Source organism: Vibrio campbellii CAIM 519 = NBRC 15631 = ATCC 25920 (genome assembly GCF_002163755.1).
GTDB classification, from domain to species: Bacteria; Pseudomonadota; Gammaproteobacteria; order Enterobacterales; family Vibrionaceae; genus Vibrio; species Vibrio campbellii.
This window is the reverse complement of record NZ_CP015863.1, coordinates 2,873,588-2,897,856: the sequence shown is the minus strand read 5'-3', so window position 1 is coordinate 2,897,856 and position 24,269 is coordinate 2,873,588. Positions and strand designations below refer to the sequence as shown.

Annotated in this window: 30 protein-coding genes; 11 read left to right on the top strand and 19 right to left on the bottom strand. The window is 46.1% G+C overall.

Annotated elements, in window-relative coordinates:
* Positions 1 to 46 precede the first annotated feature (46 nt).
* Positions 47 to 1,390, top strand: a complete 1,344-nt coding sequence (pmbA, locus tag A8140_RS13960) for a metalloprotease PmbA (RefSeq protein ID WP_005535430.1) — start codon at positions 47 to 49, stop codon at positions 1,388 to 1,390.
* Between the two features lie 83 nt (positions 1,391 to 1,473).
* Here pmbA and mgtE read toward each other — a convergent pair whose 3' ends face one another.
* The 11 genes from mgtE to A8140_RS13905 form a co-directional block, all read right to left on the bottom strand.
* Positions 1,474 to 2,829 (bottom strand): magnesium transporter, encoded by a 1,356-nt coding sequence (mgtE, locus tag A8140_RS13955; RefSeq protein WP_005535428.1) that lies wholly within the window; start codon positions 2,827 to 2,829, stop codon positions 1,474 to 1,476.
* 166 nt (positions 2,830 to 2,995) lie between these two features.
* Entirely contained in the window at positions 2,996 to 3,271 is a 276-nt protein-coding gene (locus A8140_RS13950) for an HPr family phosphocarrier protein (protein WP_005432843.1), read from the bottom strand.
* Positions 3,272 to 3,273: 2 nt separating this feature from the next.
* Entirely contained in the window at positions 3,274 to 4,137 is an 864-nt protein-coding gene (gene rapZ, locus A8140_RS13945; protein ID WP_005432858.1) for an RNase adapter RapZ, read from the bottom strand.
* A 14-nt stretch (positions 4,138 to 4,151) separates the two neighbouring features.
* Positions 4,152 to 4,598 carry a PTS IIA-like nitrogen regulatory protein PtsN gene (ptsN, locus tag A8140_RS13940; protein ID WP_005535425.1) on the bottom strand — a complete coding sequence of 149 codons (447 nt, stop codon included), beginning with the start codon at positions 4,596 to 4,598 and terminating at the stop codon, positions 4,152 to 4,154.
* 2 nt (positions 4,599 to 4,600) lie between these two features.
* The gene (gene hpf, locus A8140_RS13935; protein ID WP_005432838.1) at positions 4,601 to 4,888 is read right to left on the bottom strand and encodes a ribosome hibernation promoting factor; all 288 of its coding nucleotides are present in this window, start codon (positions 4,886 to 4,888) and stop codon (positions 4,601 to 4,603) included.
* Positions 4,889 to 4,911: 23 nt separating this feature from the next.
* Complete coding sequence (locus tag A8140_RS13930; protein WP_005535422.1) at positions 4,912 to 6,387, bottom strand: RNA polymerase factor sigma-54; 1,476 nt, start codon at positions 6,385 to 6,387, stop codon at positions 4,912 to 4,914.
* A 50-nt stretch (positions 6,388 to 6,437) separates the two neighbouring features.
* Positions 6,438 to 7,163: an LPS export ABC transporter ATP-binding protein gene (gene lptB / locus A8140_RS13925; RefSeq protein WP_005535420.1), complete on the bottom strand. Its 726-nt coding sequence runs from the start codon at positions 7,161 to 7,163 to the stop codon at positions 6,438 to 6,440.
* A 1-nt stretch (position 7,164) separates the two neighbouring features.
* The gene (gene lptA, locus A8140_RS13920) at positions 7,165 to 7,659 is read right to left on the bottom strand and encodes a lipopolysaccharide transport periplasmic protein LptA (RefSeq protein ID WP_005535418.1); all 495 of its coding nucleotides are present in this window, start codon (positions 7,657 to 7,659) and stop codon (positions 7,165 to 7,167) included.
* Positions 7,640 to 8,203: an LPS export ABC transporter periplasmic protein LptC gene (gene lptC / locus A8140_RS13915; RefSeq protein ID WP_005535416.1), complete on the bottom strand. Its 564-nt coding sequence runs from the start codon at positions 8,201 to 8,203 to the stop codon at positions 7,640 to 7,642. The genes lptA and lptC overlap by 20 nt, the downstream gene beginning before the upstream one ends.
* A gap of 90 nt (positions 8,204 to 8,293) precedes the next feature.
* Complete coding sequence (kdsD, locus tag A8140_RS13910) at positions 8,294 to 9,265, bottom strand: arabinose-5-phosphate isomerase KdsD (RefSeq protein ID WP_005535415.1); 972 nt, start codon at positions 9,263 to 9,265, stop codon at positions 8,294 to 8,296.
* Positions 9,266 to 9,300: 35 nt separating this feature from the next.
* A complete protein-coding gene (locus tag A8140_RS13905) occupies positions 9,301 to 10,266 on the bottom strand; it encodes a calcium/sodium antiporter (RefSeq protein WP_005535413.1) in 966 nt (321 codons plus the stop codon).
* Between the two features lie 400 nt (positions 10,267 to 10,666).
* Here A8140_RS13905 and mlaF point away from each other — a divergent pair, with 400 nt between their 5' ends.
* The 8 genes from mlaF (at position 10,667) to A8140_RS13865 (ending at position 16,119) form a co-directional block, all read left to right on the top strand.
* Positions 10,667 to 11,470, top strand: a complete 804-nt coding sequence (gene mlaF / locus A8140_RS13900) for a phospholipid ABC transporter ATP-binding protein MlaF (protein WP_005535411.1) — start codon at positions 10,667 to 10,669, stop codon at positions 11,468 to 11,470.
* Entirely contained in the window at positions 11,460 to 12,251 is a 792-nt protein-coding gene (gene mlaE / locus A8140_RS13895; protein WP_005535409.1) for a lipid asymmetry maintenance ABC transporter permease subunit MlaE, read from the top strand. Before mlaF ends, mlaE begins: the two co-directional genes overlap by 11 nt.
* Before the next feature lie 2 nt (positions 12,252 to 12,253).
* Positions 12,254 to 12,751, top strand: a complete 498-nt coding sequence (gene mlaD, locus A8140_RS13890; RefSeq protein ID WP_005432853.1) for an outer membrane lipid asymmetry maintenance protein MlaD — start codon at positions 12,254 to 12,256, stop codon at positions 12,749 to 12,751.
* Between the two features lie 3 nt (positions 12,752 to 12,754).
* Positions 12,755 to 13,393: a phospholipid-binding protein MlaC gene (gene mlaC / locus A8140_RS13885; protein WP_005535407.1), complete on the top strand. Its 639-nt coding sequence runs from the start codon at positions 12,755 to 12,757 to the stop codon at positions 13,391 to 13,393.
* The gene (locus A8140_RS13880) at positions 13,393 to 13,713 is read left to right on the top strand and encodes an STAS domain-containing protein (protein ID WP_005535405.1); all 321 of its coding nucleotides are present in this window, start codon (positions 13,393 to 13,395) and stop codon (positions 13,711 to 13,713) included. The genes mlaC and A8140_RS13880 overlap by 1 nt, the downstream gene beginning before the upstream one ends.
* Before the next feature lie 3 nt (positions 13,714 to 13,716).
* Positions 13,717 to 13,971, top strand: a complete 255-nt coding sequence (gene ibaG, locus A8140_RS13875) for a BolA family iron metabolism protein IbaG (RefSeq protein WP_005432865.1) — start codon at positions 13,717 to 13,719, stop codon at positions 13,969 to 13,971.
* Positions 13,972 to 13,980: 9 nt separating this feature from the next.
* Positions 13,981 to 15,246 carry a UDP-N-acetylglucosamine 1-carboxyvinyltransferase gene (murA, locus tag A8140_RS13870; protein ID WP_005432829.1) on the top strand — a complete coding sequence of 422 codons (1,266 nt, stop codon included), beginning with the start codon at positions 13,981 to 13,983 and terminating at the stop codon, positions 15,244 to 15,246.
* A gap of 147 nt (positions 15,247 to 15,393) precedes the next feature.
* Positions 15,394 to 16,119, top strand: a complete 726-nt coding sequence (locus A8140_RS13865; protein ID WP_005535403.1) for a 1-acylglycerol-3-phosphate O-acyltransferase — start codon at positions 15,394 to 15,396, stop codon at positions 16,117 to 16,119.
* 85 nt (positions 16,120 to 16,204) lie between these two features.
* On the opposite strand, the gene A8140_RS13860 is transcribed toward A8140_RS13865, so the two are convergent.
* The 6 genes from A8140_RS13860 to arcA all read right to left on the bottom strand — a co-directional run bounded on the left by A8140_RS13860 (position 16,205) and on the right by arcA (position 20,836).
* The gene (locus tag A8140_RS13860) at positions 16,205 to 16,594 is read right to left on the bottom strand and encodes a RidA family protein (protein ID WP_005432832.1); all 390 of its coding nucleotides are present in this window, start codon (positions 16,592 to 16,594) and stop codon (positions 16,205 to 16,207) included.
* A gap of 165 nt (positions 16,595 to 16,759) precedes the next feature.
* A complete protein-coding gene (pyrI, locus tag A8140_RS13855; RefSeq protein WP_005448817.1) occupies positions 16,760 to 17,221 on the bottom strand; it encodes an aspartate carbamoyltransferase regulatory subunit in 462 nt (153 codons plus the stop codon).
* 17 nt (positions 17,222 to 17,238) lie between these two features.
* Positions 17,239 to 18,168 carry an aspartate carbamoyltransferase gene (pyrB, locus tag A8140_RS13850; RefSeq protein WP_005441998.1) on the bottom strand — a complete coding sequence of 310 codons (930 nt, stop codon included), beginning with the start codon at positions 18,166 to 18,168 and terminating at the stop codon, positions 17,239 to 17,241.
* Positions 18,169 to 18,258: 90 nt separating this feature from the next.
* A complete protein-coding gene (locus A8140_RS25895; protein WP_005432831.1) occupies positions 18,259 to 18,384 on the bottom strand; it encodes a hypothetical protein in 126 nt (41 codons plus the stop codon).
* Between the two features lie 69 nt (positions 18,385 to 18,453).
* Positions 18,454 to 19,458, bottom strand: a complete 1,005-nt coding sequence (locus A8140_RS13840) for an ornithine carbamoyltransferase (protein WP_005534268.1) — start codon at positions 19,456 to 19,458, stop codon at positions 18,454 to 18,456.
* A gap of 157 nt (positions 19,459 to 19,615) precedes the next feature.
* Complete coding sequence (gene arcA / locus A8140_RS13835) at positions 19,616 to 20,836, bottom strand: arginine deiminase (RefSeq protein WP_005432859.1); 1,221 nt, start codon at positions 20,834 to 20,836, stop codon at positions 19,616 to 19,618.
* Positions 20,837 to 21,419: 583 nt separating this feature from the next.
* Here arcA and rraB point away from each other — a divergent pair.
* Together rraB and A8140_RS13825 are read left to right on the top strand one after the other, a co-directional pair.
* Entirely contained in the window at positions 21,420 to 21,836 is a 417-nt protein-coding gene (gene rraB / locus A8140_RS13830) for a ribonuclease E inhibitor RraB (RefSeq protein WP_005432867.1), read from the top strand.
* 171 nt (positions 21,837 to 22,007) lie between these two features.
* Entirely contained in the window at positions 22,008 to 22,808 is an 801-nt protein-coding gene (locus A8140_RS13825) for a glycosyl hydrolase 2 galactose-binding domain-containing protein (protein ID WP_005534266.1), read from the top strand.
* A 16-nt stretch (positions 22,809 to 22,824) separates the two neighbouring features.
* On the opposite strand, the gene A8140_RS13820 is transcribed toward A8140_RS13825, so the two are convergent.
* Together A8140_RS13820 and A8140_RS13815 are read right to left on the bottom strand one after the other, a co-directional pair.
* Positions 22,825 to 23,730, bottom strand: coding sequence for a bifunctional helix-turn-helix transcriptional regulator/GNAT family N-acetyltransferase (locus tag A8140_RS13820; RefSeq protein WP_005534264.1), 906 nt, complete (start codon positions 23,728 to 23,730; stop codon positions 22,825 to 22,827).
* A gap of 115 nt (positions 23,731 to 23,845) precedes the next feature.
* On the bottom strand, positions 23,846 to 24,244 hold the full coding sequence (locus A8140_RS13815; protein WP_005432839.1) for a DUF2061 domain-containing protein: 399 nt from the start codon (positions 24,242 to 24,244) through the stop codon (positions 23,846 to 23,848).
* Positions 24,245 to 24,269: the final 25 nt, after the last annotated feature.

Below are 24,269 nucleotides of genomic sequence, written 5' to 3'. Positions count from 1 at the left end.
AATTCTTGTTATTCTATTGTGCATCGAATACATGATGTGAAAGACAATGGATATTAAACAGCAGGTTGCTGAGCAACGTACCGAGCTAGAACAAGCCGTTTCACGTGCACTAGAAATCGCTGCGGCGAAGTCTGATGCCGCTGAAGTCGCAATCACCAAGAGCACAGGTTTGAGTGTTTCCACTCGCATGGGTGACGTGGAAAACGTTGAATTCAATAGCGATGGCGCACTGGGTATCACCGTCTACCGTGGTCAACGCAAAGGCAGTGCTTCCACATCTGACTTGAGTGAAGCTGCTATCGAGCAAACGGTCTTAGCAGCACTAGACATTGCTCAATACACATCAGAAGACCCATTCGCAGGTCCTGCTCCAAAAGAATACATGGTGAAAGAGGTACCAGACTTAGACCTTTTCCACCCAGACGCACCCGATCCAGATTACGCAGCGCAAGTCGCGATTGCCGCTGAAAAAGAAGCGTTGAACTACAGCGATGCGATTAAGCAAAGCGATGGTGCAAGCTACGATAGCCACTACGGCGTAAAAGTGTATGGTAATAGCCACGGCTTGTTAGCCAGCTATGCATCCAGCCGTCATAGCACCAGCTGTTGTGTGATTGGTGTGGGTCAAAACGGTGAGATGGAACGTGATTACAGCTACACCGTTGCGCGTCATCGTGATGATCTTTGGACACCAGAAACTGTTGGTCGCAACGCTGCAGAGAAAACCATCAGCCGCCTTGATGCGCAAAAGCTTAAGACAGGCAAATACCCGGTGATGTTTGCTGCGGATGTAGCAACAGGCTTGATTGGTCACCTAGTGATGGCAATCAGCGGTGGCAACTTATACCGTAAGTCTTCTTTCCTATTGGATCATCTTGGTAAGCAAGTATTGCCTGAGTGGTTCAACATTTCTGAGCGTCCACACGTACTACGTGGATTGGCTTCCAGCCCGTTTGATAGCGAAGGTGTATACACGCAAGATCGTGAAATCATCACCGATGGTGTTTTAGCAACTTACTTGCTAACCAGCTATGCCGCTCGCAAGATGAAGATGGACCCAACGGGTCACGCTGGTGGTATCCATAACTGGTACGTGAAGTCGACAGGTCAAAACTTCGAGCAAATGCTGAAAGAGCTGGGCACCGGTCTACTGGTAACAGAGACCATGGGTCAAGGCGTGAACGTTGTGACGGGCGATTACTCTCGTGGTGCTGCAGGTTTCTGGGTAGAAAACGGTGAAATCCAATACCCAGTGTCTGAAATTACTATCGCGGGTAACTTGAAAGACATGTTCAATCAGATTGTGGCTGTGGGTAGCGATTTAGAAACACGCTCACAAATCCAAACGGGTTCGATCTTGTTGGATACCATGAAGGTTGCTGGTGAGTAAACTCACTAACCGCTAGATACGAAAAAGCCTGATGTGTTCATCAGGCTTTTTTATTGTTCGTAATCGACAGGTCATTACAGAGGCTAAATCATCAAGGTTGCTAGACCGAGGAAAACTGAAAGACCAATTACATCGGTCACTGTCGTTAGCGCCATACCACCAGCGAGTGCTGGGTCGATGTTCATCTTCTTCAATAGTATTGGGATAGTTACACCCGCAACACCTGCTACAAGTAGGTTGGTCAGCATGGCTGCCGAGATAATCCCACCAAGCATCCAGTTGCCTTTCCAAGCTACTACGATACCACCGATGATCAGCGCCCACATGATGCCGTTTAGCAAGCCGATAGCCGCCTCTTTCATCAACAGTTCGCGTTTGTTCGAATCACCGATATGACCGAGTGCTAAGCCACGGATTACAAGTGCAACGGTTTGGTTACCTGCTACACCACCCATTGAAGGCACGATCGTCATTAGGACAGCAATCGCAGCCATTTGGTCTAGAGTCGCTTCAAACATGTTGGAGACAGAAGCAGCTGCCAGTGCAGCAAGTACGTTGGCACCAAGCCAAATACTACGTTTACGAGCAGACTTTACTACAGGCGCGAAGGTATCTTCGTCGTCATCCATACCCGCCATACTCATCATTGAGTGTTCGGCATCTTCACGGATAACGTCGACCACGTCATCGATGGTGATACGACCAACGAGGTGCTGATTTTCATCGACAACCGGAGCAGATACCCAGTTACGACGTTCAAACAGGCTAGCGACATCAGAGTCACTGATATCCACTGTAATTGCATCGTCGGCGTCTTCCATCACTTCACTGACTTTGACATCAGGTTGCGTGGTGATCAGAGTCGTGATCGGTAGTTCACCAATCAGTTTGCTCTCATCATCAATGACGTACAGAGCATCAGTTGCTTCAGGCAGTTCGCCTTTCATACGTAGATAACGCAGGACTACATCTACATCAACGTCACCACGAATGGTGATTACGTCGGTGTTCATCAGTCCACCCGCGGTATCCTCAGGGTAGGATAGGGCGGTTTCCACGCGCAGACGATCTGCACTATCCATCTGGGACAGAACTTCACGTGAGACGTCGTCAGGCAAGCTACGCAGTACGTAAGCCACGTCATCGGTGTCCATGCCTTCTGTCGCTTCTGCAAGCGCTTCAGGAGCCATTTTGGACACAAGACTGTCTTTAACGTCTTCGTTTAGCTCGTCAAGAATCTCACCGTAATCTTCTGGGTCGGTGAGTTGCCAAAGAACTTCACGACTTTTACGTGGGGAGGCTTCTAAAAGGTGGGCAATATCCTCAGGCTCCATGTCCTGAAGTTGTCGACGAACATGGACGAAGCGGCCGTTTTCCAGCGCTTCAGTGACTTCTTGGAGGGCTTGGTGAGCTTGGTCGAATTCTATTTGCTCTGCCATTCATTCCTCCCAATTCCTGATATTTACAATGCTTTGAATAATAACTTAATTCTAGGCACCTTTTAATAACAACTTATGAAAGTCGACAAAATTATTTGTCGGAATTTAAGCAGGAGGTGAAACTTATGTGGGATACCCGGCTAGAGATAATAAAAAAGCGAGTGAATCACTCGCCTTCGTCAAACTTATCTTCAATCAAATGGCAAACCGCATCAAGAGCTTGCTCAGATTGATCGCCAGTGGCGTGGATGGTCACGTATTGTCCTTGGGCTGATTCCAGCATCAGCAATCCCATGACGCTGTCTGCGGTCGCGGTTTTGTCTTCTTCGTTGTCGATGGTAATCACCGCGTCGAAGCTTTGTGCTAGTTCTACCAGTTTAACTGCCGCACGAGCGTGCAAGCCTAGGCGGTTTTGGATCAGTACTTTACGACTTAATTCCACCGTTATTCCTTAACGTTCTTTTCCAATGAGGTGTGGCGAATTTGTACTTGGTGTCCTTTATCAGCAAAGTACTCACCGATTTTTTGAGTGAGGTAAACCGAGCGGTGTTTACCACCAGTACAACCGATCGCAACGGTCAGGTAGCTACGGTTGTTTTTCTCTAATAGTGGTAACCAAGTCTCTATAAAGCTTTCAATTTGGTATTTCAGATCAAGTACCGACTGGTGTTGCTCTAAGAAGGCGCCGATCGGGCCATCTAAACCAGTGAGAGGGCGCAGTGCTGGCTCCCAGTGTGGGTTTGGCAAGAAACGCACATCAAACACGTAATCGGCATCTGATGGTAAACCGTATTTGAAACCAAACGACTCAAACACCATGACTAAGTCTTTGCGTTCTCGGCCTTCCACACGCATACGTACGGTTTCACTGAGATCATGCAGAGATTGACCGCTACTGTTCAGAACTAAGTCTGCGTGTGCTTTCAGAGGCATTAAGATCTCTTGTTCAAGCTCAATCGCCTGATCAAGTGATAATGATTGACTGCCAAGTGATAGCGGATGAATCCGACGTGTTTCGCTGTAGCGGGTGAGAAGCGTTTCTTTATTCGCGTCTAAGAACAGTACTGTCACATCCAGTTCAGCCTTTAGCTTCTCTAGCGTGGTATTCAGTTCTTTGAGCTTCTTAGGGATATTTCGAATATCGATGCTTACTGCGACGTTTTGTTTGCTCTCAGAGACTGACTGAACAAACGCGTCAAGTAAGTTTACCGGTAGGTTGTCTACGCAGTAGTAACCTAAGTCCTCAAGTACTCGCAGGGCAACACTTTTCCCGGCACCAGAGTGCCCGCTAACAACGATTAATCGCATGGTGATCGTCCTGATTACTTATGAATCATAATGTCGTAGAGCTCTTCATCGCTCTGAGCGTTACGTAAGCTTTTAAGTACTTGCTTGTCACTTAGACGCTCTGCCATAGAGGATAGTGTTTTGAGGTGCTCTTTGCACTGTTCTTCAGGTACAAGGAGAGCAAAAAGAAGGTCGACAGGTCTGTTGTCGATGGCGTCAAATTCAATTGCTTCGTCACACTGAAGTAACACCGCGATGGCTTTGTCGCTTGATTGCATTCTTGCGTGAGGGATAGCAATACCGTTGCCGATACCAGTACTACCCATTTTTTCTCTGCTGAGCATACACTCAAACAGTTTTGTAGAATCTTGGCCCGTGTTTTCAGCGACAATTTGGCTGATCATTTCTAGGGCACGTTTCTTACTTGTACAATGGACTGCACTTTTGGTGCAGTCCAGTGACAGTATTTCGCTCAGTTGCATGATTAATGACTGTTTAGTTTTTCTTTGTGCTTATTAAGTTGACGAACTAATTTATCCACCAGCGAATCAATTGCTGCATACATACTTTCGTCGTTCGATGACGCGTGGATTTCGCCTTGATTGATGTGGAGCGTAGCTTCCGCTATTTGGTTGAGTTTTTCAACTTTTAGTACGACTTGGACTTGGTTAATGTGGTCGAAGAACCTTTCGAGCTTCTGAAACTTAGATTGAACATAGTCTTGCATTGAATCGGTAAGATCAACGTGATGGCCTTGAATATTGATTTGCATAGACTTTCCTTTTCAGTTGGTGCCTAAAGTAGGCGTTTGCGCTGACTCGAAGGGGCGATACCCAAGGATTCACGATATTTCGCTATCGTACGTCTCGCGACTTGAATCCCCTGGTCAGCCAGAAGAGCAGCAATTTTGCTATCACTCAGTGGCTTAGCGGTATTCTCCGCTGCGACCAACTTTTTGATGAGTGCGCGAATTGCTGTGGAAGAACACTCTCCACCATTGTCTGTACTAACATGGCTAGAGAAGAAGTACTTCAATTCAAAAATGCCACGTGGGGTATGCATAAACTTCTGTGTTGTTACACGAGAAATTGTCGATTCATGCATGTCCACATCCAATGCTACGTCGTTTAGCACCATTGGTTTCATGGCTTCTTCACCATACTCGAAGAAATCTTGTTGATGTTCAACAATACATCTTGCAACTTTGAGAAGCGTCTCGTTTCTGCTTTCTAGGCTCTTAATCAGCCATTTTGCCTCTTGCAAATTGCTGCGAATGTACTGGCTATCCGCACTGTTTCCTTTGCCTAGTTGCGCATATTGTTGATTTACTTTTAGTTTCGGAATGCTGTCAGGGTTTATGGAGACGGTCCACTTACCATGATCTTTAAATACGGACACATCCGGAATGACGTATTCAGTGTCATCGGGTGTGATACGACTACCTGGGCGAGGGTCAAGTTGTTGAATCAACCTCAATACTTCACGCAAGTCCGCTTCTTTAAGCTTAGTCTCTTTGATGACCAGCTTGTAGTCACGATTGCCAAGGTGGTCGATGTGATCGCTCAACACCATTTTCGCCTCAGCAAGCCACGGCGTGTCTTCAGGGAAAGTTGCCAGTTGTAGCAGTAGGCATTCTTGCAGATTGCGAGAGGCTACACCGAGCGGGTCAAATTGCTGAATACGCTTACGTACCGCTTCTACTTCATCCAATTCCACTTCTTCGTTGTCGAAGCTCTCGTGAATTTCTTCAGGGGATAGGGTTAAGTAGCCGTAGTCGTCGACCGCATCGATAATCGCGAGGGCGATGGTGCGGTCGGTTTCACTGAAAGGCGTTAAGTCTAACTGCCACATAAGGTAATCATGCAAAGATTCAGTGGTCTCACCTTGGTAGACGGGCATGTCATCATCCAGCGCTAGGCCTGTGCTACCCGTGTTTGCGCTATATACGTCATCCCAAGTGGTATCAATTTCTAGCTCAGAGCTGATTTCAGATTTTTCAATCACGTCTGAGCTATCTGGAAGGTCGGGTTCTGAGGCATCGTTAGCTTCGTTCGCACTGTTATCAGCAGATTCAGACGCTGATTTGTCTTCACCATTTGCTTGAGGCTCATCGTGGCCTTCTTCAACTTCCAGTAGCGGGTTGGAGTCCAACGCTTCTTGGATTTCTTGTTGAAGATCGAGCGTCGACAATTGCAACAAACGAATCGCTTGCTGCAGCTGTGGCGTCATGGCTAACTGTTGACCTAGCTTGAGTTGTAATGAAGGTTTCATTCAGTGTTACTTACCTTGTAATGCTCAGAATCTTACCGTTCCTAATGTAATCATAGACGGAATTGTTCGCCGAGATAAACTTGTTTCACTTGCTCGTTATTGAGAACTTCATCCGGAGTTCCCGATGCGATGAGGTGTCCTTGGCTTACGATATAGGCTTTTTCACAAACGTCCAAGGTTTCGCGTACGTTATGGTCTGTGATTAACACGCCAAGGCCGCGATCGCGCAAGTGTTCGATGATTTTTTTGATGTCGTTAACCGAAATTGGGTCAACACCCGCGAATGGTTCATCCAACAAAATGAACTGAGGGTTTGCTGCCAATGCACGAGCAATTTCTACACGGCGGCGTTCACCACCTGATAGTGCCATACCCGCACTGGTGCGTATGTGCTGTATGTGGAATTCTTCCAACAAATCTTCCAGTTTGTCTTGGCGTTCTTCGCGAGTCAGTTCTTGGCGAGTCTCGAGAACGGCCATGATGTTGTCTTCAACAGATAGCTTACGGAAGATCGACGCTTCTTGCGGCAGGTAGCCGATACCCAAGCGAGAACGATTGTGCATCGGTAAAATACTGATGTCTTGGTTGTCGATGGTGATGGTACCTTCATCACGCGGAACCAAACCTACGATCATGTAAAACGAAGTAGTTTTACCCGCACCATTTGGGCCCAGTAGACCAACGATTTGGCCAGATTCTACTTCGAGACTTACATCGGTAACGACCTTGCGCTTTTTGTAGCTTTTCGCAAGGTTCTTTGCACTCAGTACTGCCATATTAGTTCTCGATTTGATTCGGTTGCAGAATGGTGGTTACGCGCTCATTGTCTGAGCTGTCAGCTACCAACTTCTGTTGGCCAATTTGGTAACGTATAGAAGAGCTTTGGATAGTATTGCCATCCTGCTTCAACTGAGCTTGGCCCTTCATGGTCAATTCATCAGTAGAGATGCGGTAGTCTAGTTCGTTTGCTTGGCCGCTTAGCGTTTTACCATCGTCCATCAACTGAGAAAACGTAGCAGGCTTGCCAAATGCTTGGATCTGTTTAATCGACTCGGTTTTAGGATCGCGAGTCACAACAACTCTATCAGCATCGATATTGATGCTGCCTTGCTTCAGGGAGACATTACCTTTGAAGGTGACCTGGTTGCTCTGCATATCAACCTGTTGGGTGTCTGAATTGATGTAAACCGGCTGCTGAGTATCCGACTTAAGGGCTAACGCTTGCGGCGCTGCTAAAACCAATGCCAATAGGCTAAGGTGTAACGGTTTCATATCGACCTTGAACTTCATCTGTCAGAGTCGCAGTGTGGGCTTTCAAGTTGCCCTGCATTGCGCCTCCGGTAGTTTCAAATTGCGGTCCAACCAACATTACTTGTTGATCGGCTTTAAAATCACGATTAGTGAGATTGATGACCAATTTATCTGTCGCCATGGTATCGAAACTCGCGCCGGGCAATAGATTCTGCATCAGTACTTTATCGTACAAGGTCAGAATCTGGTCTTCATCAAGTACTGCTTTTGTCGCAGTGACTTTCCACTCCACGACGCTACCTTCACGGTAAACCATCAGTGTTGGGCTCTTAAAAATCGTGTCTCCACTCTTGGCATAGTGATCCAAGTTAGTGGAACGGATGATGTAACTGCGGACACCATCTTCACCATAAGTGATGTTTTCTAGTCCAGTACCACTGAACATAGGCAGTTCTAAATTTGGTGCTACTTGAATATCTTCATTGCCTTTTGGTGTCATGAGGTAATAACCGCACCACGCGACAACGAAGATCAAGAGCAAATAAATAAGGCGAGTAAAACTCATAAAATAAAGGCCTTTATCTTAGCTCAGTACTTCCCTGACCATTGCCTTAATCTGTTAAATCAATCGTTAAGTCTTTTGGGTGATGCAATACTACATCACGCCAGCTTTCAATAAATCATGCATATTCAGTGCGCCAACAATCTTATTGTTATCGCACAAGATCAGAGCATTGATGTTCTTGTCTTGCATTAGATTCAACCCCTCTACCGCTAACATCTCCGGATGTGCTGTAGTTGGGTTTTGCGTCATCACTTCACCAATTGCTGTGGTGTGGATATCAATGCGCTTATCCAAAGTACGACGTAAATCGCCATCAGTGAATATACCAAGCATAGCATCGTGCTCATCGACGATGGCTGTCATGCCCAAGCCTTTTTCAGAAATCTCGAGCAAGGCGTCACGAATAAGCGCATCAGGTGATACTTTTGGTAGTGCATTACCGAAGTGCATTATATCAGACAGCTTAAGCAGCAATTTTCTTCCCAGCGCACCACCAGGGTGTGATAACGCAAAGTCTTCCGCTGAGAAGCCACGAGCTTGCAGAAGCGCAACAGCCAGAGCATCACCCATAACCAAAGTCGCCGTTGTACTGCTGGTTGGCGCGAGACCAAGTGGGCAAGCTTCTTTTGGCACAGTGATTTGCAAATGCAGATCAGACAACTTCGCCATGTTCGACTCTGGCTTGCCAGTCATGCTGATGATTTTGATGCTAAGGCGTTTCAAAACTGGGAATAGAGACAGAATCTCATGAGACTCACCCGAGTTTGAAATCGCGATAACGATGTCACCCGCACTGATCATGCCAAGGTCACCATGTGCTGCTTCACCTGGGTGAACAAAAAACGCAGAGGTACCTGTGCTGGCAAGCGTTGCGGCAATCTTGTTGCCAATATGGCCTGATTTGCCCATGCCCATCACGACAACTTTGCCGTTGTTGGAAAGAATCAATTCGCACGCTTGCTCAAACTGATCATCAAAGTATTGGTCTAGCTGTTGTAAAGCTGAGACCTCAATATCAAGAACTTGTTTAGCTGCAGCGCGAAAATCAAATTGAGTGGACATATCAGTGCTCCAATTTGTCTTTACTTATTATGTTATTAAGCGGCCATGTTTGCGAATAGGTACACTTGGTAACCTAAGAAACACACAAACAGGATGCCACCTTCAAGGCGGTTGATACTGCGTGACTTACCAAGACACATTGCCACAAGAATGAGAGAAACCCCTAGCGTCACCCAGAAATCACGACCCATAGCGTATTCGCTCAGCATCGATGGATTGATGATGCCAGGTAGACCCATAACCGCGAGAATGTTGAATACGTTTGAGCCGATGATGTTACCTACGGCCATGTCGTCTTCGCCTTTTAGAACGCCAGCAAGAGATGCAGCGAGTTCTGGAAGGCTAGTGCCGATAGCAATAATAGTAAGGCCAATTACTAGGTCACTCATACCAAAGTGTTTCGCAATAATGACGGCATTATCTACCAGCATGCTTGCTGCCAAAGGAAGCAGTATCAAGCCAATCACAACCCACATGATTGCTTTCGGGTTAGTTACGCCTTCTGGGACTTCAGATTCTTGCTCATCAACAAACGCATCACCAGCTTTCTGTTCTTTACGGCTAATTTGCAGCATGGCAAATAGGAATCCACCGAACAAAATAAACAGCAAGATACCTTCATAGAAGCCTAAGTAGCTATCCCACAGTAAAATACCAGCAAGTACAGTAACTGCTACCATCAAAGGCAGTTCGCGGCGAATCACGGCAGAGCTGATAGAAAGTGGTTTGATGATCGCAGTAATACCTAGGATCAAAGCAATATTGGCAATGTTGGAACCGAGCACGTTGCCAACCGCGGTATCGGTTTTGCCATCCCATGCAGCGGTTGCTGAAACCATCATCTCTGGTGCAGATGAGCCCATTGCAAGAATAGTCATACCGATCACTAGAGGCGAAATACCGACGTTGCGGGCCAGAGCAGCAGAGCCAAAAACAAGTTTATCTGCACTCCAAACAAGTAAGACAAGACCGACGATAAGCAATGCTACGGCTTCGAGCATGATGATTCCTAAGTAATAAAATAAGTGAAATGAGTAACCGCTAATTTTGACCTTTTGCGACCAAAAATGGAAGATAAACAACAAATAAATTAAAGGTTAGTAACGAAATTGTGTTTAATTATTGCTCATTCAATAATCGTTCTTAATGCGGTTAATCTGGAGTGAGATGTAAACACCTTCCTTTCATTTCGTCATATTTTATGAAGATTTGCTTGAATTTCGTCGGCTCTATTTAATTGAACAGTGCTTTTAATTAACGTTCAATGTGCTTATGATTGCAGCCTAATAAGTGTACCGAAGTCACTTTAGGATATTCTCGACGTAATATCTTGAAAACAATCGGGGTTGAGTTGGATTACAACTCTGTGAGAACCGCTCACAAAATAGTAGAAGAGATAGTATGTCGAACAACGATTTAGTTACCGTTAACAATCTCACCTTTTCACGCGGCGAGCGCAAGATCTTTGATGGTATTGACTTGCACGTACCAAAAGGGAAGGTGACGGCCATTATGGGACCGTCGGGTATCGGTAAAACGACACTGCTGCGCCTGATTGGCGGTCAGATATACCCTGAACAGGGTGAGATTTGGTTTGATGGTGACAACATTCCTGCGTTGTCACGCAAAAAACTGTATCACGCACGTAAAAAAATGAGCATGTTGTTCCAGTCAGGGGCGCTATTTACCGACCTGAATGTGTTCGATAATGTGGCGTTTCCTTTACGTGAACACACCGAGCTTTCCGAAGAACTCATCCGCACCATGGTGCTGCTAAAGCTTGAAGCGGTAGGCCTTCGTGGTGCGGCAGAGCTGATGCCAAGTGAATTGTCAGGTGGTATGGCGCGTCGTGCTGCACTGGCTCGAGCGATTGCGCTTGATCCAGACCTTATCATGTACGATGAGCCGTTTGTTGGGCAAGACCCAATCACCATGGGTGTGTTGGTTGAGTTGATCAGTAACCTTAACCGAGCATTAGGCGTGACCTCTATCGTCGTTTCCCATGATGTGCCAGAAGTGATGAGTATTGCGGATTGGGTTTACTTGATGGCTGATGGCAAAGTGATTGCCTTTGGTACCCCTCAAGAACTGAGGGACAACCAAGATCCTCGCGTTCAGCAATTCTTACAAGGCGAAGCGGATGGGCCAGTACCGTTCCGTTTCCCAGCTCAAAGTATCGAAAAGGATTTATTTGATGGTCGATAGCTTTATTCAATTTGTCGCTTCACTAGGCAGACGCACATTGGCTATTTGTGAGGCGTTCGGTCGCGCAACATTGATGCTTGTTGGTGCGTTAGTGACTCGACCACAGCCAATCAAAAACCTTCCTTTACTGATTAAGCAGCTGTATTCCGTAGGCGTACAATCGCTAGCGATCATTGTCGTTTCTGGTTTGTTCATCGGTATGGTGCTTAGCTTGCAAGGTTATGTCGTGCTGGTGGATTACGGAGCAGAAGGCAGCCTTGGTCAAATGGTCGCTCTTTCGCTACTACGTGAGCTAGGGCCAGTAGTAACTGCGTTATTGTTTGCTGGTCGTGCTGGTTCTGCGCTGACAGCAGAAATCGGATTGATGAAAGCCACAGAGCAGCTTTCAAGCTTAGAAATGATGGCTGTGGATCCGCTAAAACGCGTTATTGCACCACGTTTTTGGGCGGGTGCTATTTCAATGCCGCTACTCGCGATGATCTTCATGGCTGTGGGTATTTGGGGCGCACAGCTTGTTGGTGTGGATTGGAAAGGCGTAGACCACGGCAGCTTCTGGGCTGCAATGCAATCTTCGGTTGAATTAGGCCAAGACATCGGTAACAGCATGATCAAATGTATCGTGTTTGCGATTACCGTTACTTGGATCGCTCTATTTAATGGCTATGACGCTATCCCTACTTCGGAAGGGATCAGCCGAGCAACGACGCGCACTGTTGTGCATTCTTCTTTAGCAGTACTGGGACTAGACTTTGTACTGACCGCATTGATGTTTGGGAATTAATCATGCAACAAACACGTAAAACAGAATTATGGGTTGGCAGCTTTGTATTAGCAGGAATTTGCGCGATTCTTGTGATGATTTTTCAGGTTGCTGACGTAAAAAGCATTGGCTCTGGCAATACTTACACCTTGAAAGCCGAGTTCGACAATATTGGTAGTTTGAAAGTTCGCTCTCCAGTGAAAGTTGGCGGCGTTGTTATCGGTCGTGTAAGTAGCATTACACTTAACCCTGATAGCCTATTACCAGTAGTTAGCTTGTCGATTAACAGCCAATACAACCAGTTCCCAGAAACCTCTAGTGTGCAAATTTTGACATCGGGATTGATTGGTGAACAGTACATTGGCTTGGTACCGGGCTTTGTTTTTGACGATGAAGAAATGCTTGTTGATGGTGACACCATCGAAGACACCAAATCTGCATTAGTACTGGAAGACCTTATCGGCCAAGTACTATACAGCATTGGTGGTTCAGGCGATTCTGGTGATACAAGTAAGGAATAACCCATGCTTTCGAGACTATTACTTTCATTCGTAGCAGCGTTTACTGCTTTTGGTGCAGTGGCTGCAGAAGTGGATAAAACTCAGCCTTATCAAATGATGAGACAAGTTGCGGAAGTGACATTTGATCGTTTGAAAGCTGAACAGCCACAAATTAAGCAAGATCCAAATTTGCTTAAGACCATCGTTGAAGAAGAGTTGATGCCTTACGTTAACGATCGCTATGCGGCATTGAAACTGCTTGGTCCAAACTTAAAAGGTGCGAAGCGTGAAGATGTGGGTGAGTTCATCACAGCATTCCGTGCTTATCTGGTGACCTCATATGCGCAAGTGTTAACGCAATACTCGGATCAACAAATTGAATTTGGCCCTGAGCCAAAGCTGGATCCTTCTAAACGCATTACGAGCATCAAGGTTGATATCATCGACGCACCGCGTCCAAACATCAAACTTGAGTTTAAGCTGCGTAAAGATAAGAAAACAGGTGAATGGTTAGCATTCGACATGGTTGCAGAAGGCATCAGCCTACTATCAAGCAAGCAATCAGAGTGGAATACTCAGATTCGCCAAGAAGGCATTCTAGCGGTCGCGAAAGATTTAGAGAAACTGGCAGCACAGCCAATTCGTTTCGAGGCGGCAAAGTAATGGCGCAGTCTCATTCTCAGTGGCAATTACAAGCAGACATTCTTAAGCTTACAGGGGCGCTGGATCGTGATTCAGTGCCAGCATTGTGGGCGGTGGCACAGCAATGGCTACCTTCTCAAACCGAGCTAGAATGCTCGTTAGAAGAGATTGAACGCATTGACTCTGCGGGAATGGTGATGTTAATCCACTTATTAGAGCATGCAAAAAAACAAAACTGTCATATAATGCTCAGTTTCGTGCCGGCGCAATTGCGCACTTTGTTTCAATTGAGCAATGTTGAATCTTTAGTGGCCAAACATATACAGAATTATCAGGGGTAAATTGTGGATAGCGCAAAAGTACAACAGTTACTAGAAGAAGCACTAAACCTTCAAGAAGTGCATGTAAAAGGTGAAGGTAGCCACTATGAGGTGGTTGCTGTTGATGCTTGTTTCGATGGAATGAGCCGCGTTAAGAAGCAGCAGTTAATTTACGGTCCTCTGATGGATTACATCCAGCGTAACGACATTCACGCGTTATCGATCAAAGCGTTCACTCCAGAAGAGTGGGCTCGTGATAAGAAGCTAATGTCGCTTTAAGGTTTATTGATGGAAAAGTTTCGAGTTATTGGGTCAGATAAACCACTGGTTGGTGAAGTGACCATTTCAGGTGCAAAAAACGCAGCACTACCGATTTTATTTGCGTCTATCTTGGCGGAAGAGCCTGTAGAAGTGGCGAACGTGCCACACCTTCGTGATATCGACACCACCATGGAACTGCTTAAGCGTCTTGGCGCAAAGGTAAGCCGTAATGGTTCCGTTCATGTCGATCCAAGCAGTATCAACGAATACTGTGCTCCTTACGATTTAGTAAAAACCATGCGTGCATCTATTTGGGCGCTTGGTCCTCTTGTAGCGCGTTTTGGCCAAGGTCAGGTTTCTCTACCTGGTGGCTGTGCTATCGGCGCTCGCCCTGTTGATTTACACATTACTGGTCTAGAACAGCTTGGCGCAACCATCACACTAGAAGATGGTTACGTGAAAGCAGAAGTTGATGGTCGCCTAAAAGGCGCGCACATTGTGATGGACAAAGTGAGTGTTGGTGCAACGATCACTATCATGTGTGCAGCAGCGCTTGCTGAAGGCACAACAACGCTAGACAACGCAGCGCGCGAGCCTGAAATCGTTGATACGGCGGACTTCCTAAACACACTTGGCGCGAAAATCTCTGGTGCAGGTACTGATACCATCACTATCGAGGGTGTTGAGCGTCTAGGTGGCGGTAAGCACAATGTTGTGGCTGACCGTATCGAAACAGGAACCTTCCTAGTTGCAGCAGCGGTTTCTGGTGGCAAAGTAGTATGTCGCAACACCAATGCACACCTTCTAGAAGCGGTATTGGCGAAGCTAGAAGAGGCAGGCGCATTAGTAGAAACTGGTGAAGACTGGATTTCTGTTGATATGACTGACCGTGAGCTGAAAGCGGTAAGCATCCGCACTGCTCCGCACCCTGGCTTCCCTACTGACATGCAGGCGCAATTCACGCTCTTGAACATGATGGCAAAAGGCGGCGGCGTGATCACGGAAACGATCTTCGAAAACCGTTTCATGCACGTACCAGAATTGATGCGCATGGGCGCGAAAGCGGAAATCGAAGGTAACACGGTTATCTGTGGTGACGTAGATTCTCTAAGTGGCGCACAAGTGATGGCAACCGACCTACGAGCTTCGGCAAGTTTGGTGATTGCAGGTTGTATCGCAAAAGGCGAAACCATCGTTGATCGTATCTACCATATCGACCGTGGTTACGACAAAATCGAAAATAAACTATCTGCACTTGGCGCAAATATTGAGCGTGTGAGTGAGGCAGGTTAAACTGTACCGCAGTTGACCTAGATATGAAGAGAGCCGAAACTCAGGTTTCGGCTTTTTTATATCGCGCTTTCTGTCATAGTCCATGACTATGTTGAAAGAGACAATAATAGCTGTAGCTGGCGCAAAGCCGGTTCCTGGAGAACAACAATGATTGCACTGTTACGTGTATTTGCTGTCGCAATTTTCGCAATTGTGATGTTTATTGGTGGTTGCGGTTACTGCCTACTAAGCCCTCGAAACCCTAAGCACGTTTTCACCTTCGGTCGTCTATTCGGCAGAATGTCGCGTGTGTTTGGTATCAAGCTAGAGCTGCGTATTCCGGAAGATGCGTACTCTCGTGGTCAGCATATTTACATTGCTAACCACCAGAACAACTGGGACCTTTTCACTGTCTCTTCAGCGGTTACACCTAAGGTAGTAACAGTCGGTAAGAAGAGCCTAGCGTGGATGCCGTTGTTTGGTCAGCTTTACTGGCTAACAGGTAACATTTTGATTGACCGTGCAAACCGCTCTAAAGCAAAAGGCACTATCGACCAAGTTGTGGACAGCATCAAAAATAGCGATGTTTCAGTGTGGATGTTCCCAGAAGGTACGCGTTCACGTGGCCGTGGCTTAATGCCATTCAAGACTGGTGCATTCCATGCCGCTATCGGTGCACAAGTGCCAGTCATTCCAATCGTGTGTAGCTCTACCGATCACATCAAATTCAACCGTTGGAACAATGGTCATGTGATAATTGAGATGTTGCCACCAGTTAGCACTGAAGGTTATGGCAAAGAGGGCGTACGTGAGCTAGCGAATATTTGCCGCGAGCAAATGAAAGAGAAGTTGGCTGAGTTGGATGAAGAAGTAAAACAGCGCGACGCAGCTTAAGTTTTACAGCGACATCATCGCCAAAAGACAATAAAAAAACGGGTAGCCTGAGCTACCCGTTTTTTATGTTAGTCAGCCTGCGCAATTATTTGCGAACTGCGATTGCTTCAATCTCGATGCCAACATCTTTAGGTAGACGAGCGACTTCTACACAAGAACGTGCAGGGTAGTTTGCTACTTCGTGCTCATCGAAGAACTTACCGTAAACTTCGTTTACTGTACCGAAGTCGTTTAGGTCTTTCACGAATACTGTCATTTTAACGATGTCAGTCACTTTAAGGCCTGATGCTTCAACAACAGCTTTTACGTTTTCTAGAGATTGACGAGCTTGCTCTGCGATGTCTGCAGACACTTCACCTGTCGCTGGGTTTACTGGGATTTGGCCAGAAGTTAGAACCATGTTGCCTAGATCTACGCCTTGAACGTAAGGACCGATTGCTGCTGGTGCAGACTCAGTGTGAAGTACTTTCGTCATTTGAATTGTTCCATCTGTTTAGGGGAATAAAGAGTTTACTTAAGCATCTTGAGCGTTCTTAAGAAGAGTCAGTTTGCCTTTAAACATGAAGTACGTAAAGAGCAAAATACCCCGCAATAGCGGGGTATCAGTTAATTTATCGTTAGCAAGATTCGAAGCGGGAAATTAACGCTCAGTCACGATCTCACGCGCGAAGACTTTCTCACAGTATTTACACTTCAGGCGTATTTCTTCCTTCTTCTCGAACACTTGGAAGCTGCTCGCAACCGGCTCATTGTGTGTAATACAGTTGCTGTTCGGACATTCAAACACGTTGTTGATTCGCTCAGGAAGTTCCAGCGCTAGCTTCTTCACCACTTCGTAGTTTTCGATTTGGTTTACGGTCGCATGTGGTGCGTAAAGTGCTAGCTTGCTTGCCTGCTCTTCGTTGATGAACACGTTCTCAATCTTCAGCAAGTCTTTATGACCGAGTGCAGACGAAGGCAGGTTCAGACCGATGGTGACGCGTTGAGAAGAGTTGTGCATATCGAACAGCTTCAGCACCTTGATACCAATTTGTGCAGGAATGTGGTCGATTACCGTGCCGTTCTTGATTGCTTCTACCTGCAATTGAGTTTCTTTAGCCATGTCTTTTTCTCCCTCGATTACAGAGTTTCGTTAAGAACCAGTGCCAACAACGCTTGGCGTGCGTAAACGCCGTTTTCTGCTTGTTGGAAGTAGTAAGCGTGTGGTGTGACGTCGACGTCTGTGGTGATTTCATCCACACGAGGCAGTGGGTGCAGTACTTTCAAGTTCTCACGCGCGCCTTCTAGTAGTGCCGCTGTTAGGATGTAAGCTGACTTGATGTGCGCGTATTCAGATTCATCGAAGCGCTCTTTCTGCACGCGAGTCATGTACAGGATATCTAGCTCAGGAATCACGCTTTCCATGTCTGTGTGCAGACTGTATTGGATACCTGCTTCATCAAGTTCTTCACATAGGTAATCAGGCATCGCAAGTGCTTCTGGTGCAACGAAGAAGAAACGGATGTTATTGAACTTCGCCAATGCTTGCGTCAATGAGTGTACGGTGCGGCCGTACTTTAGGTCACCAACGAACGCAACGTTCAGGTTGTCTAGACGACCTTGTGTTTCTGCGATGGTGTATAGGTCGAGTAGCGTTTGCGTTGGGTGTTGGTTTGCGCCATCACCTGCGTTGATAACGGGTACGCCGTTAGAAAACTCAGACGCCAAGCGCGCAGCGCCTTCTTGAGGGTGGCGCATTACGAATGCATCAACGTAAGAAGAGATCACTTGAACTGAGTCAGACAGCGTCTCGCCTTTTTTCGCCAGAGAGGTGTTACCACCGTTATCAAAACCAATAACATCACCACCGATACGTTGAATCGCTGTTTCGAACGACAGACGAGTACGCGTGGATGGCTCAAAGAAACAGCTCGCTACAACCTTGTTTTTAATCAGTTCTGGACGAGGTTCTTTTTTTAGCTGACCTGCAGTTTCTACAATCAGTTCCAGTTCTTCACGTGAAAGCTCTGGAATAGAGATGATGTGCTTCTGGTAAAGCGAGTTCGCCATGATCTTCTTCCCTATAACAGTGGTGACTATCCCCAAAATTCACCGCGATGGAATTTTAGGCATAAAAAAACCTCCCCAATTGGGGAGGTTTTAAAATTCAATAGAATTAACGAAAATAACAGCACGTAAGCGTAGTCGCTTAGCTAGAGCAAATCGCGTTTTTACGTCAGCAATCGGCGTGGTCATTTCGTAATCCTCAGACAAATTGCCGAGCATTATACGCTTAACTTTCGTGAGCGCAAGCGATTACATCATGGTTTTTGTTACCATTTTTAATGCTTTGGTTTAGCTGCCTAAGGTTGCCACCATCACCGCTTTAATCGTGTGCATGCGGTTCTCGGCTTCGTCGAATACGATAGAGTATTCAGACTCAAACACCTCTTCGGTGACTTCAAGCCCTTTCATTCCGTATTTCTCTGCTACCTCTTTACCCACGGTTGTTTCATCGTTGTGGAAGGCTGGCAGGCAGTGCATGAACTTCACATGAGGGTTACCCGTTTGCTTAATCAGATCCATATTGATTTGGTAAGGTGTCATCAGCGCAACACGCTCATCCCAAGCCTCTGCAGACTCACCCATCGAGACCCAAACGTCGGTGTATAGGAAGTCACAGCCTTTAACACCTTCTTCAACGTTTTCCGTTAGCGTGATTTTCGCGCCGGTTTGTTGGGCAATTTCTTGGCAAGTTGCCACTAATGCTTCTTCTGGCCAGAACGCTTTTGGTGCCACAAGGCGGATGTCCATGCCCATTTTTGCTGCGCCAACCATGAGTGAATTACCCATGTTATTGCGAGCATCACCAAGGTAGGCAAACGTCATATCATGCAGTTGTTTCCCACGTCCGTGCTCTTTCATGGTCAGGAAGTCTGCAAGGATTTGGGTCGGGTGGAACTCATCCGTTAAACCGTTCCAGACAGGTACACCAGCATAAGTACCAAGCTCTTCAACGATCGATTGACCAAAGCCACGGTATTCGATGCCATCGTACATGCGACCAAGAACGCGAGCGGTGTCTTTCATCGACTCTTTATGACCGATCTGCGAGCCAGAAGGACCGATGTAAGAGACTTGAGCGCCTTGGTCAAAGGCCGCGACTTCAAACGCACATCGGGTACGAGTAGAAGATTTCTCAAAGATTAGTGCGATGTTTTTACCTTGAAGTTTCTTCTGCTCTGTTCCTGCATATTTAGATTTTTTTAGCTCTGCAGACAGTTCGAGCAAAAACTGGATTTCTTTGGTTGAGAAGTCCAATAGCTTCAAAAAGTTGCGATTACGTAGATTGAAAGCCATAGCTCGTCCCTTAGGTCGTTTGGTTGATAAAGAATAAAAGCATTAAAACATATAAATGCTCTTATTGTGAATAATTATTTCAGTTGAAAACAAAAAAAGGTTGATGCATTCACATCAACCTTAGTCTCAATTGGTTTTATTTGGTGGGAGAGGTTTCTCAAATATCGTCACGTTCGATTGGACAGCTCATACAGCGTGCACCACCACGACCGCGACCAAGTTCGTTACCCGGAATAGTCAGGACTTCAATGCCAGCTTTGTCGTACTTCTCGTTAGTGTAGACGTTACGTTCGTAACCAATCACAACACCAGGTTTCACCGTCAGTACGTTGTTGGCATCGTTCCATTGCTCTCGTTCAGCTTCGTAGCTGTCACCACCGGTTGTGATGATCTTCAATTGGTCTAAGCCAAGTGCCGATTCGATGGCATGCAGATAGTTGTGTGATGCTTCGACATGCATTTCACCGTTGCCTTTAGGTGTTAGGCGCCAAGTATCTAAATCTTTACGCATGATTTCTGGGTATACCGAGAAAGTGTCCACATCCATATGCGTCATGACCGTATCAAGGTGCATGCACGAGCGGTGTTTTGGTAGGTCGATAGCAATCACTTCTTTCGCCTGACCAGATTTAAACAGGCTTGCCGCTAAGTTTTCGACACCTTGCGGAGTTGTACGCTCAGACATACCAATCAGAACGGCACCTTTACCGATAACCAGTACATCACCACCTTCAACGTTGGCATTGTCGTAGTGCTGGTCTTCATCACCAAAGTAGTTAATGAAGTCTTGACCAGCGAAGGTTGGGTGCCAGCGATAAATCGCACGCAGATGGTTGGTTTCGCGTTGACGTGCAGGCATCATCATTGGGTTAAGAGAAACGCCGCCGTATACCCAGCATGACGTGTCACGGGTAAAGAGGTGGTTTGGCAGAGGCTCGATCACGAAATCCAGTGGGCGCTTCATCTTCGGCAACATTGATGAAGATTTGATTGGCAGTTCGGAGTAAGCCAAGCCGCCAAGAAGAATGCTTGCTAGGTGCTCATCGTCCATCTCTGCGAAGTACTGACGTAAGTCACGAGCGAAAGTCGGACCGTAACGGAAGTCAGAGATCTGAGTGTTCAACAACCATTGTTTTGCTTCTGGAACCGCAAGGGTTTCAACCAGTAGATCATGAAGCAATAGTACTTCGACATCTTGTTCACGCAGTGTGCGCGCAAATGCGTCGTGTTCTTCACCTGCTGCTTCTACCGCCAATACGTCATCAAACAGTAGCTCATGGCAGTTCGATGGCGTTAGGTGGGTGAGGGCGCGCTCTGGGCGGTTTAATAGAACTCGTCTTAGTTGACCAACTTCTGATCCAACGTACAGCTTACTCATTTTGCATCCTTACAAATATTCCAGCCGTTAGTTATGACAAGCTTGGTGCAAAGATGCAAGTCCTAGAACTTTGCTTATATATTGCAAAAATATCATTTTTTGGCGTTATATTTTGTAAATGGTTCCTTGGTGTATTTTAATTCTATATTTTGTTGTTTGTTCATGATTTTAAAAAGTGCGTTTTTATTCTTTTTCGTTCGAGAAAGGAGTCATACATCAATAGTGCATAAAAAGTGCATAACCATTCTGAAATATGCAGTTTTTAGCTTTCTTTTATTCGTTAGGTCAGAATTACCGAGCCGTTGCTGTATTCACTCCAAGATCATAAACACGCAAACAAGTCTAAAATTACTCGTCTTAGGTTCAATTAGGATCTTCTGAATATTAAAGATTAGCTGTTTTTGTTAATTTTTTGTTTCTGTGAGCGGGGTTTAGATTTGCGAGCAAAAATTATCATCAAGAATCACCGCAGTTTGGTGTTTGTTTGTGGCTTTTCATCGCAATCCGTGCCATATTTCACCGCATTAACGTACTCAGTTTAGAGTATAGTGTTTCCATCAAGTAACTAATCTGGAGCCAAAACATGTCTCACGAAGATGAATATCTATCAGTAGAAGAATTAATTGAGATTCAAAAGGAAGAGACTCGCGATATCATTGCAGCATTGCTAGAAGACGGCAGCGATCCAGATTCACTATACGAAATCGAGCACCACCTATTTGCTGAAGACTTCGACACACTAGAAAAAGCGGTTGTTGAAGCGTTCAAGATGGGCTTTGAAGTTCTTGAAGCTGAAGAAACAGAAGATGAAGACGGCAACAAGCTACTTTGCTGTGATGCAACAATGGAATCTGCACTAAACGCAGAAGCGATTGATGCTCAGGTTGAGAAACTGGTTCATCTTGCAGAAAAATACGACATCATTTACGACGGTTGGGGGACTTACTACGAAGGCGAAGATGCGCTTTACCCTGAAGAAGATGATGAAGACGAAGAGTAATCCTCTTACTCAATCTAAGAAGCCAGCGTTTATCGCTGGCTTTTTTGTGCCTTAAAAATGATAACTGTGGCTAACGATAAATAATTCTCATTTAGTTTCTAGGCATATTGCCTATAACCCTAAGCAACTTGAGTATATAATGCGTGAAAATTGATCTAGCTCAAGGTGTATATGCAACTCTCACTCGCCGGTTTATGGCAAGTCTCTCCACTGACGGACCTTTCTATCCCACAGGATGACATTACTTTCCCTGCTCCTTTGAGTCAGGTATTGCCTACTGAACTGACTGAAGAAGCGATTCGTCAGCAAGAGTGGCACCTGATGCACGACATTGAAGTGGACGAATCCATGCTGGCATTCCCAGCGGTAGAAATGGTGTTAGGTGGTGTGGATTACCATGCTGAAGTGCGTTTGAACGGAGTAGCCTTGTTCGACTGTGACGGTTCACAAAGCGTGTACAAGAAAGACATTCGTCCGTTCATGCAGATGGGACGTAACCGTTTTGAGATCCTGTTCCTTGAGGAAGAAGAAGATCTTCTGCTGGATGAGGATAAACCAGAGTTGTGCTCACTTGCGGATCATGAATACCAACAGAGTGATGAGCGCTTAGGGGTATGGCAAGAGCCGTATCTGCAGTTTATTCGCAATGTGCGTTTAGACCGTGTAGCAACCGAGCAGATTTGGCACCACGGTGGTGGTTGTGAGTTTAAGGTAGACTTGTACTATCAAACTTTTGCGCCGGGCTTAGTATCGGCATCGGTTAAGTTTAATGGCATGACTTACCATATTCCTATCGATGTCCGAGCGGATCATGCGAGTGCTTTATTCCAGATCGAAGCACCAAAGTATGCCGATCTTAATGATCCCGATCCAAAAGATCTCTACGAACTCGTGGTGGATTTGGATGGGCAGCGCCAAGCATTTACAGTGGCGCTTAGCCAAGAGCTCTGTGTTACCCATCTTGTACTTTAAGTTTGGGGATAAAACGCTACATCGTCTTAAGCATCACGACTTCACATGCATCATGCCCTGTTTGTCCTAGCGGGGCATCGAGATGCTCAAAGCCTAGTTTTTCATACAAGCCTACCGCTTCTCTTAGACATTCTGTCGTTTCTAAATAACACTGCTGATACCCAAACTGTTTCGCCAGTTGTAAGCTCAATGCGACGATGCGTTTGGCTAAACCGTGCCCTCGTGTTTGAGGTAAGAAGTACATCTTTTGCAGCTCACACACATCTGGCTCACCAGCTAATGGTGCAAAGCCGCCACCACCCACAATCTCGCCTTGGTATTCGACCACCCAATAAGCCGCACCTTGTTGGTCGTAAACCGAGTACATGTCATCAAGCGTTGGATCGGCCACACCATAACCTTTGTCTGCGGTTAAACCGTATTCTGCAGAGACTTTACGAATCACATCTGCAACTTGCGAGTTATCTGCTTTGGTAAGAGGCCGAAGAACGTATTCCTCAGCCTGACACACTTTTGTTAGCCCTTTTAGGTAAGTCTCTAGACCAAGTTTGAGTTGCTCTTGCTCGCTGTCATCGAGTTGGGTAAGCAGTTGTTCAAAGAAGCTGTTTTGCTGTTGGTCTAGTTGCGATAACGCCTGTCGCCCTTGCTCTGTAAGCGCGACAAGTTGGCTACGTTTGTCTTTTGGGTTTTCGATGCTCTCAACCAAGCCTAATTTAATCAGACCAGTAACGGTTCGGCTCGCATTGGACTTGTCGACATTAAGCTGCTGTGCCAGTTGATTTATGGTCAACGGCTGCAGCTGGATTTCACCTAACGCGTGCGCTTGCACTGGAGTGAGAGCGACATCGCCGCATTGTTTATCGAGCATACCAAGCAATCGGACGGCTTGACGGGAATAGTGTCGAAGTTGACGAGCATTCATTATTACTTACCTCTAAAAATAAAGTTGCGCACCGCAATTAAATTAATTGCGGTACGCAACTTTGTCAATGGTAAATGTTATTTTGCTCGTTAGGAGGCGTATTGGGCCTCCATGTTTAAGCGTGTTGGTGCAAACAAAACTGTGGTGCTTGGTTATCTGATTTACGCATCCATACTTTCTCGTGGAAGTAGTAAGCCACTGTGTTCAAGCTTGGCTCTAGCATCGCCATGATACCGCCGACAAACGCATCACCTGTTAGTAAGTAAACCACACTAAAGGCAACACTGAAGTGGATAGTAGCAAAGCTTGCGGTTTTTAATTTGGTCATCCACTGACGAGCTTTAAGCGCTGGAACTTTTGCCCATGCCTTTTCATGAAAATAGAAAGCGACGGTGTTCACTGAGGGCTCAATCATGGCAATTAAACTACCAATTAGAATGTCGCCAGTAAGCACGTAAGCGACACTAAACGCGATAGTAAAATGGAGTGCTGCAAAGGTTAGTGTCTTTTTCATGATAATTACTCAATCGTTGTGTTGT

What these genes read in the sequence shown, in the direction of transcription:
- pmbA (WP_005535430.1), top strand. Translation starts at nt 47, where the DNA reads ATGGATATTAAACAGCAGGTTGCTGAGCAACGTACCGAGCTAGAACAA.
- mgtE (WP_005535428.1), bottom strand. Translation starts at nt 2,829, where the DNA reads ATGGCAGAGCAAATAGAATTCGACCAAGCTCACCAAGCCCTCCAAGAA.
- rapZ (WP_005432858.1), bottom strand. Translation starts at nt 4,137, where the DNA reads ATGCGATTAATCGTTGTTAGCGGGCACTCTGGTGCCGGGAAAAGTGTT.
- ptsN (WP_005535425.1), bottom strand. Translation starts at nt 4,598, where the DNA reads ATGCAACTGAGCGAAATACTGTCACTGGACTGCACCAAAAGTGCAGTC.
- hpf (WP_005432838.1), bottom strand. Translation starts at nt 4,888, where the DNA reads ATGCAAATCAATATTCAAGGCCATCACGTTGATCTTACCGATTCAATG.
- A8140_RS13930 (WP_005535422.1), bottom strand. Translation starts at nt 6,387, where the DNA reads ATGAAACCTTCATTACAACTCAAGCTAGGTCAACAGTTAGCCATGACG.
- lptB (WP_005535420.1), bottom strand. Translation starts at nt 7,163, where the DNA reads ATGGCAGTACTGAGTGCAAAGAACCTTGCGAAAAGCTACAAAAAGCGC.
- lptA (WP_005535418.1), bottom strand. Translation starts at nt 7,659, where the DNA reads ATGAAACCGTTACACCTTAGCCTATTGGCATTGGTTTTAGCAGCGCCG.
- lptC (WP_005535416.1), bottom strand. Translation starts at nt 8,203, where the DNA reads ATGAGTTTTACTCGCCTTATTTATTTGCTCTTGATCTTCGTTGTCGCG.
- kdsD (WP_005535415.1), bottom strand. Translation starts at nt 9,265, where the DNA reads ATGTCCACTCAATTTGATTTTCGCGCTGCAGCTAAACAAGTTCTTGAT.
- A8140_RS13905 (WP_005535413.1), bottom strand. Translation starts at nt 10,266, where the DNA reads ATGCTCGAAGCCGTAGCATTGCTTATCGTCGGTCTTGTCTTACTTGTT.
- mlaF (WP_005535411.1), top strand. Translation starts at nt 10,667, where the DNA reads ATGTCGAACAACGATTTAGTTACCGTTAACAATCTCACCTTTTCACGC.
- mlaE (WP_005535409.1), top strand. Translation starts at nt 11,460, where the DNA reads ATGGTCGATAGCTTTATTCAATTTGTCGCTTCACTAGGCAGACGCACA.
- mlaD (WP_005432853.1), top strand. Translation starts at nt 12,254, where the DNA reads ATGCAACAAACACGTAAAACAGAATTATGGGTTGGCAGCTTTGTATTA.
- mlaC (WP_005535407.1), top strand. Translation starts at nt 12,755, where the DNA reads ATGCTTTCGAGACTATTACTTTCATTCGTAGCAGCGTTTACTGCTTTT.
- A8140_RS13880 (WP_005535405.1), top strand. Translation starts at nt 13,393, where the DNA reads ATGGCGCAGTCTCATTCTCAGTGGCAATTACAAGCAGACATTCTTAAG.
- murA (WP_005432829.1), top strand. Translation starts at nt 13,981, where the DNA reads ATGGAAAAGTTTCGAGTTATTGGGTCAGATAAACCACTGGTTGGTGAA.
- A8140_RS13865 (WP_005535403.1), top strand. Translation starts at nt 15,394, where the DNA reads ATGATTGCACTGTTACGTGTATTTGCTGTCGCAATTTTCGCAATTGTG.
- A8140_RS13860 (WP_005432832.1), bottom strand. Translation starts at nt 16,594, where the DNA reads ATGACGAAAGTACTTCACACTGAGTCTGCACCAGCAGCAATCGGTCCT.
- pyrI (WP_005448817.1), bottom strand. Translation starts at nt 17,221, where the DNA reads ATGGCTAAAGAAACTCAATTGCAGGTAGAAGCAATCAAGAACGGCACG.
- pyrB (WP_005441998.1), bottom strand. Translation starts at nt 18,168, where the DNA reads ATGGCGAACTCGCTTTACCAGAAGCACATCATCTCTATTCCAGAGCTT.
- A8140_RS25895 (WP_005432831.1), bottom strand. Translation starts at nt 18,384, where the DNA reads ATGCTCGGCAATTTGTCTGAGGATTACGAAATGACCACGCCGATTGCT.
- A8140_RS13840 (WP_005534268.1), bottom strand. Translation starts at nt 19,458, where the DNA reads ATGGCTTTCAATCTACGTAATCGCAACTTTTTGAAGCTATTGGACTTC.
- arcA (WP_005432859.1), bottom strand. Translation starts at nt 20,836, where the DNA reads ATGAGTAAGCTGTACGTTGGATCAGAAGTTGGTCAACTAAGACGAGTT.
- rraB (WP_005432867.1), top strand. Translation starts at nt 21,420, where the DNA reads ATGTCTCACGAAGATGAATATCTATCAGTAGAAGAATTAATTGAGATT.
- A8140_RS13825 (WP_005534266.1), top strand. Translation starts at nt 22,008, where the DNA reads ATGCAACTCTCACTCGCCGGTTTATGGCAAGTCTCTCCACTGACGGAC.
- A8140_RS13820 (WP_005534264.1), bottom strand. Translation starts at nt 23,730, where the DNA reads ATGAATGCTCGTCAACTTCGACACTATTCCCGTCAAGCCGTCCGATTG.
- A8140_RS13815 (WP_005432839.1), bottom strand. Translation starts at nt 24,244, where the DNA reads ATGAAAAAGACACTAACCTTTGCAGCACTCCATTTTACTATCGCGTTT.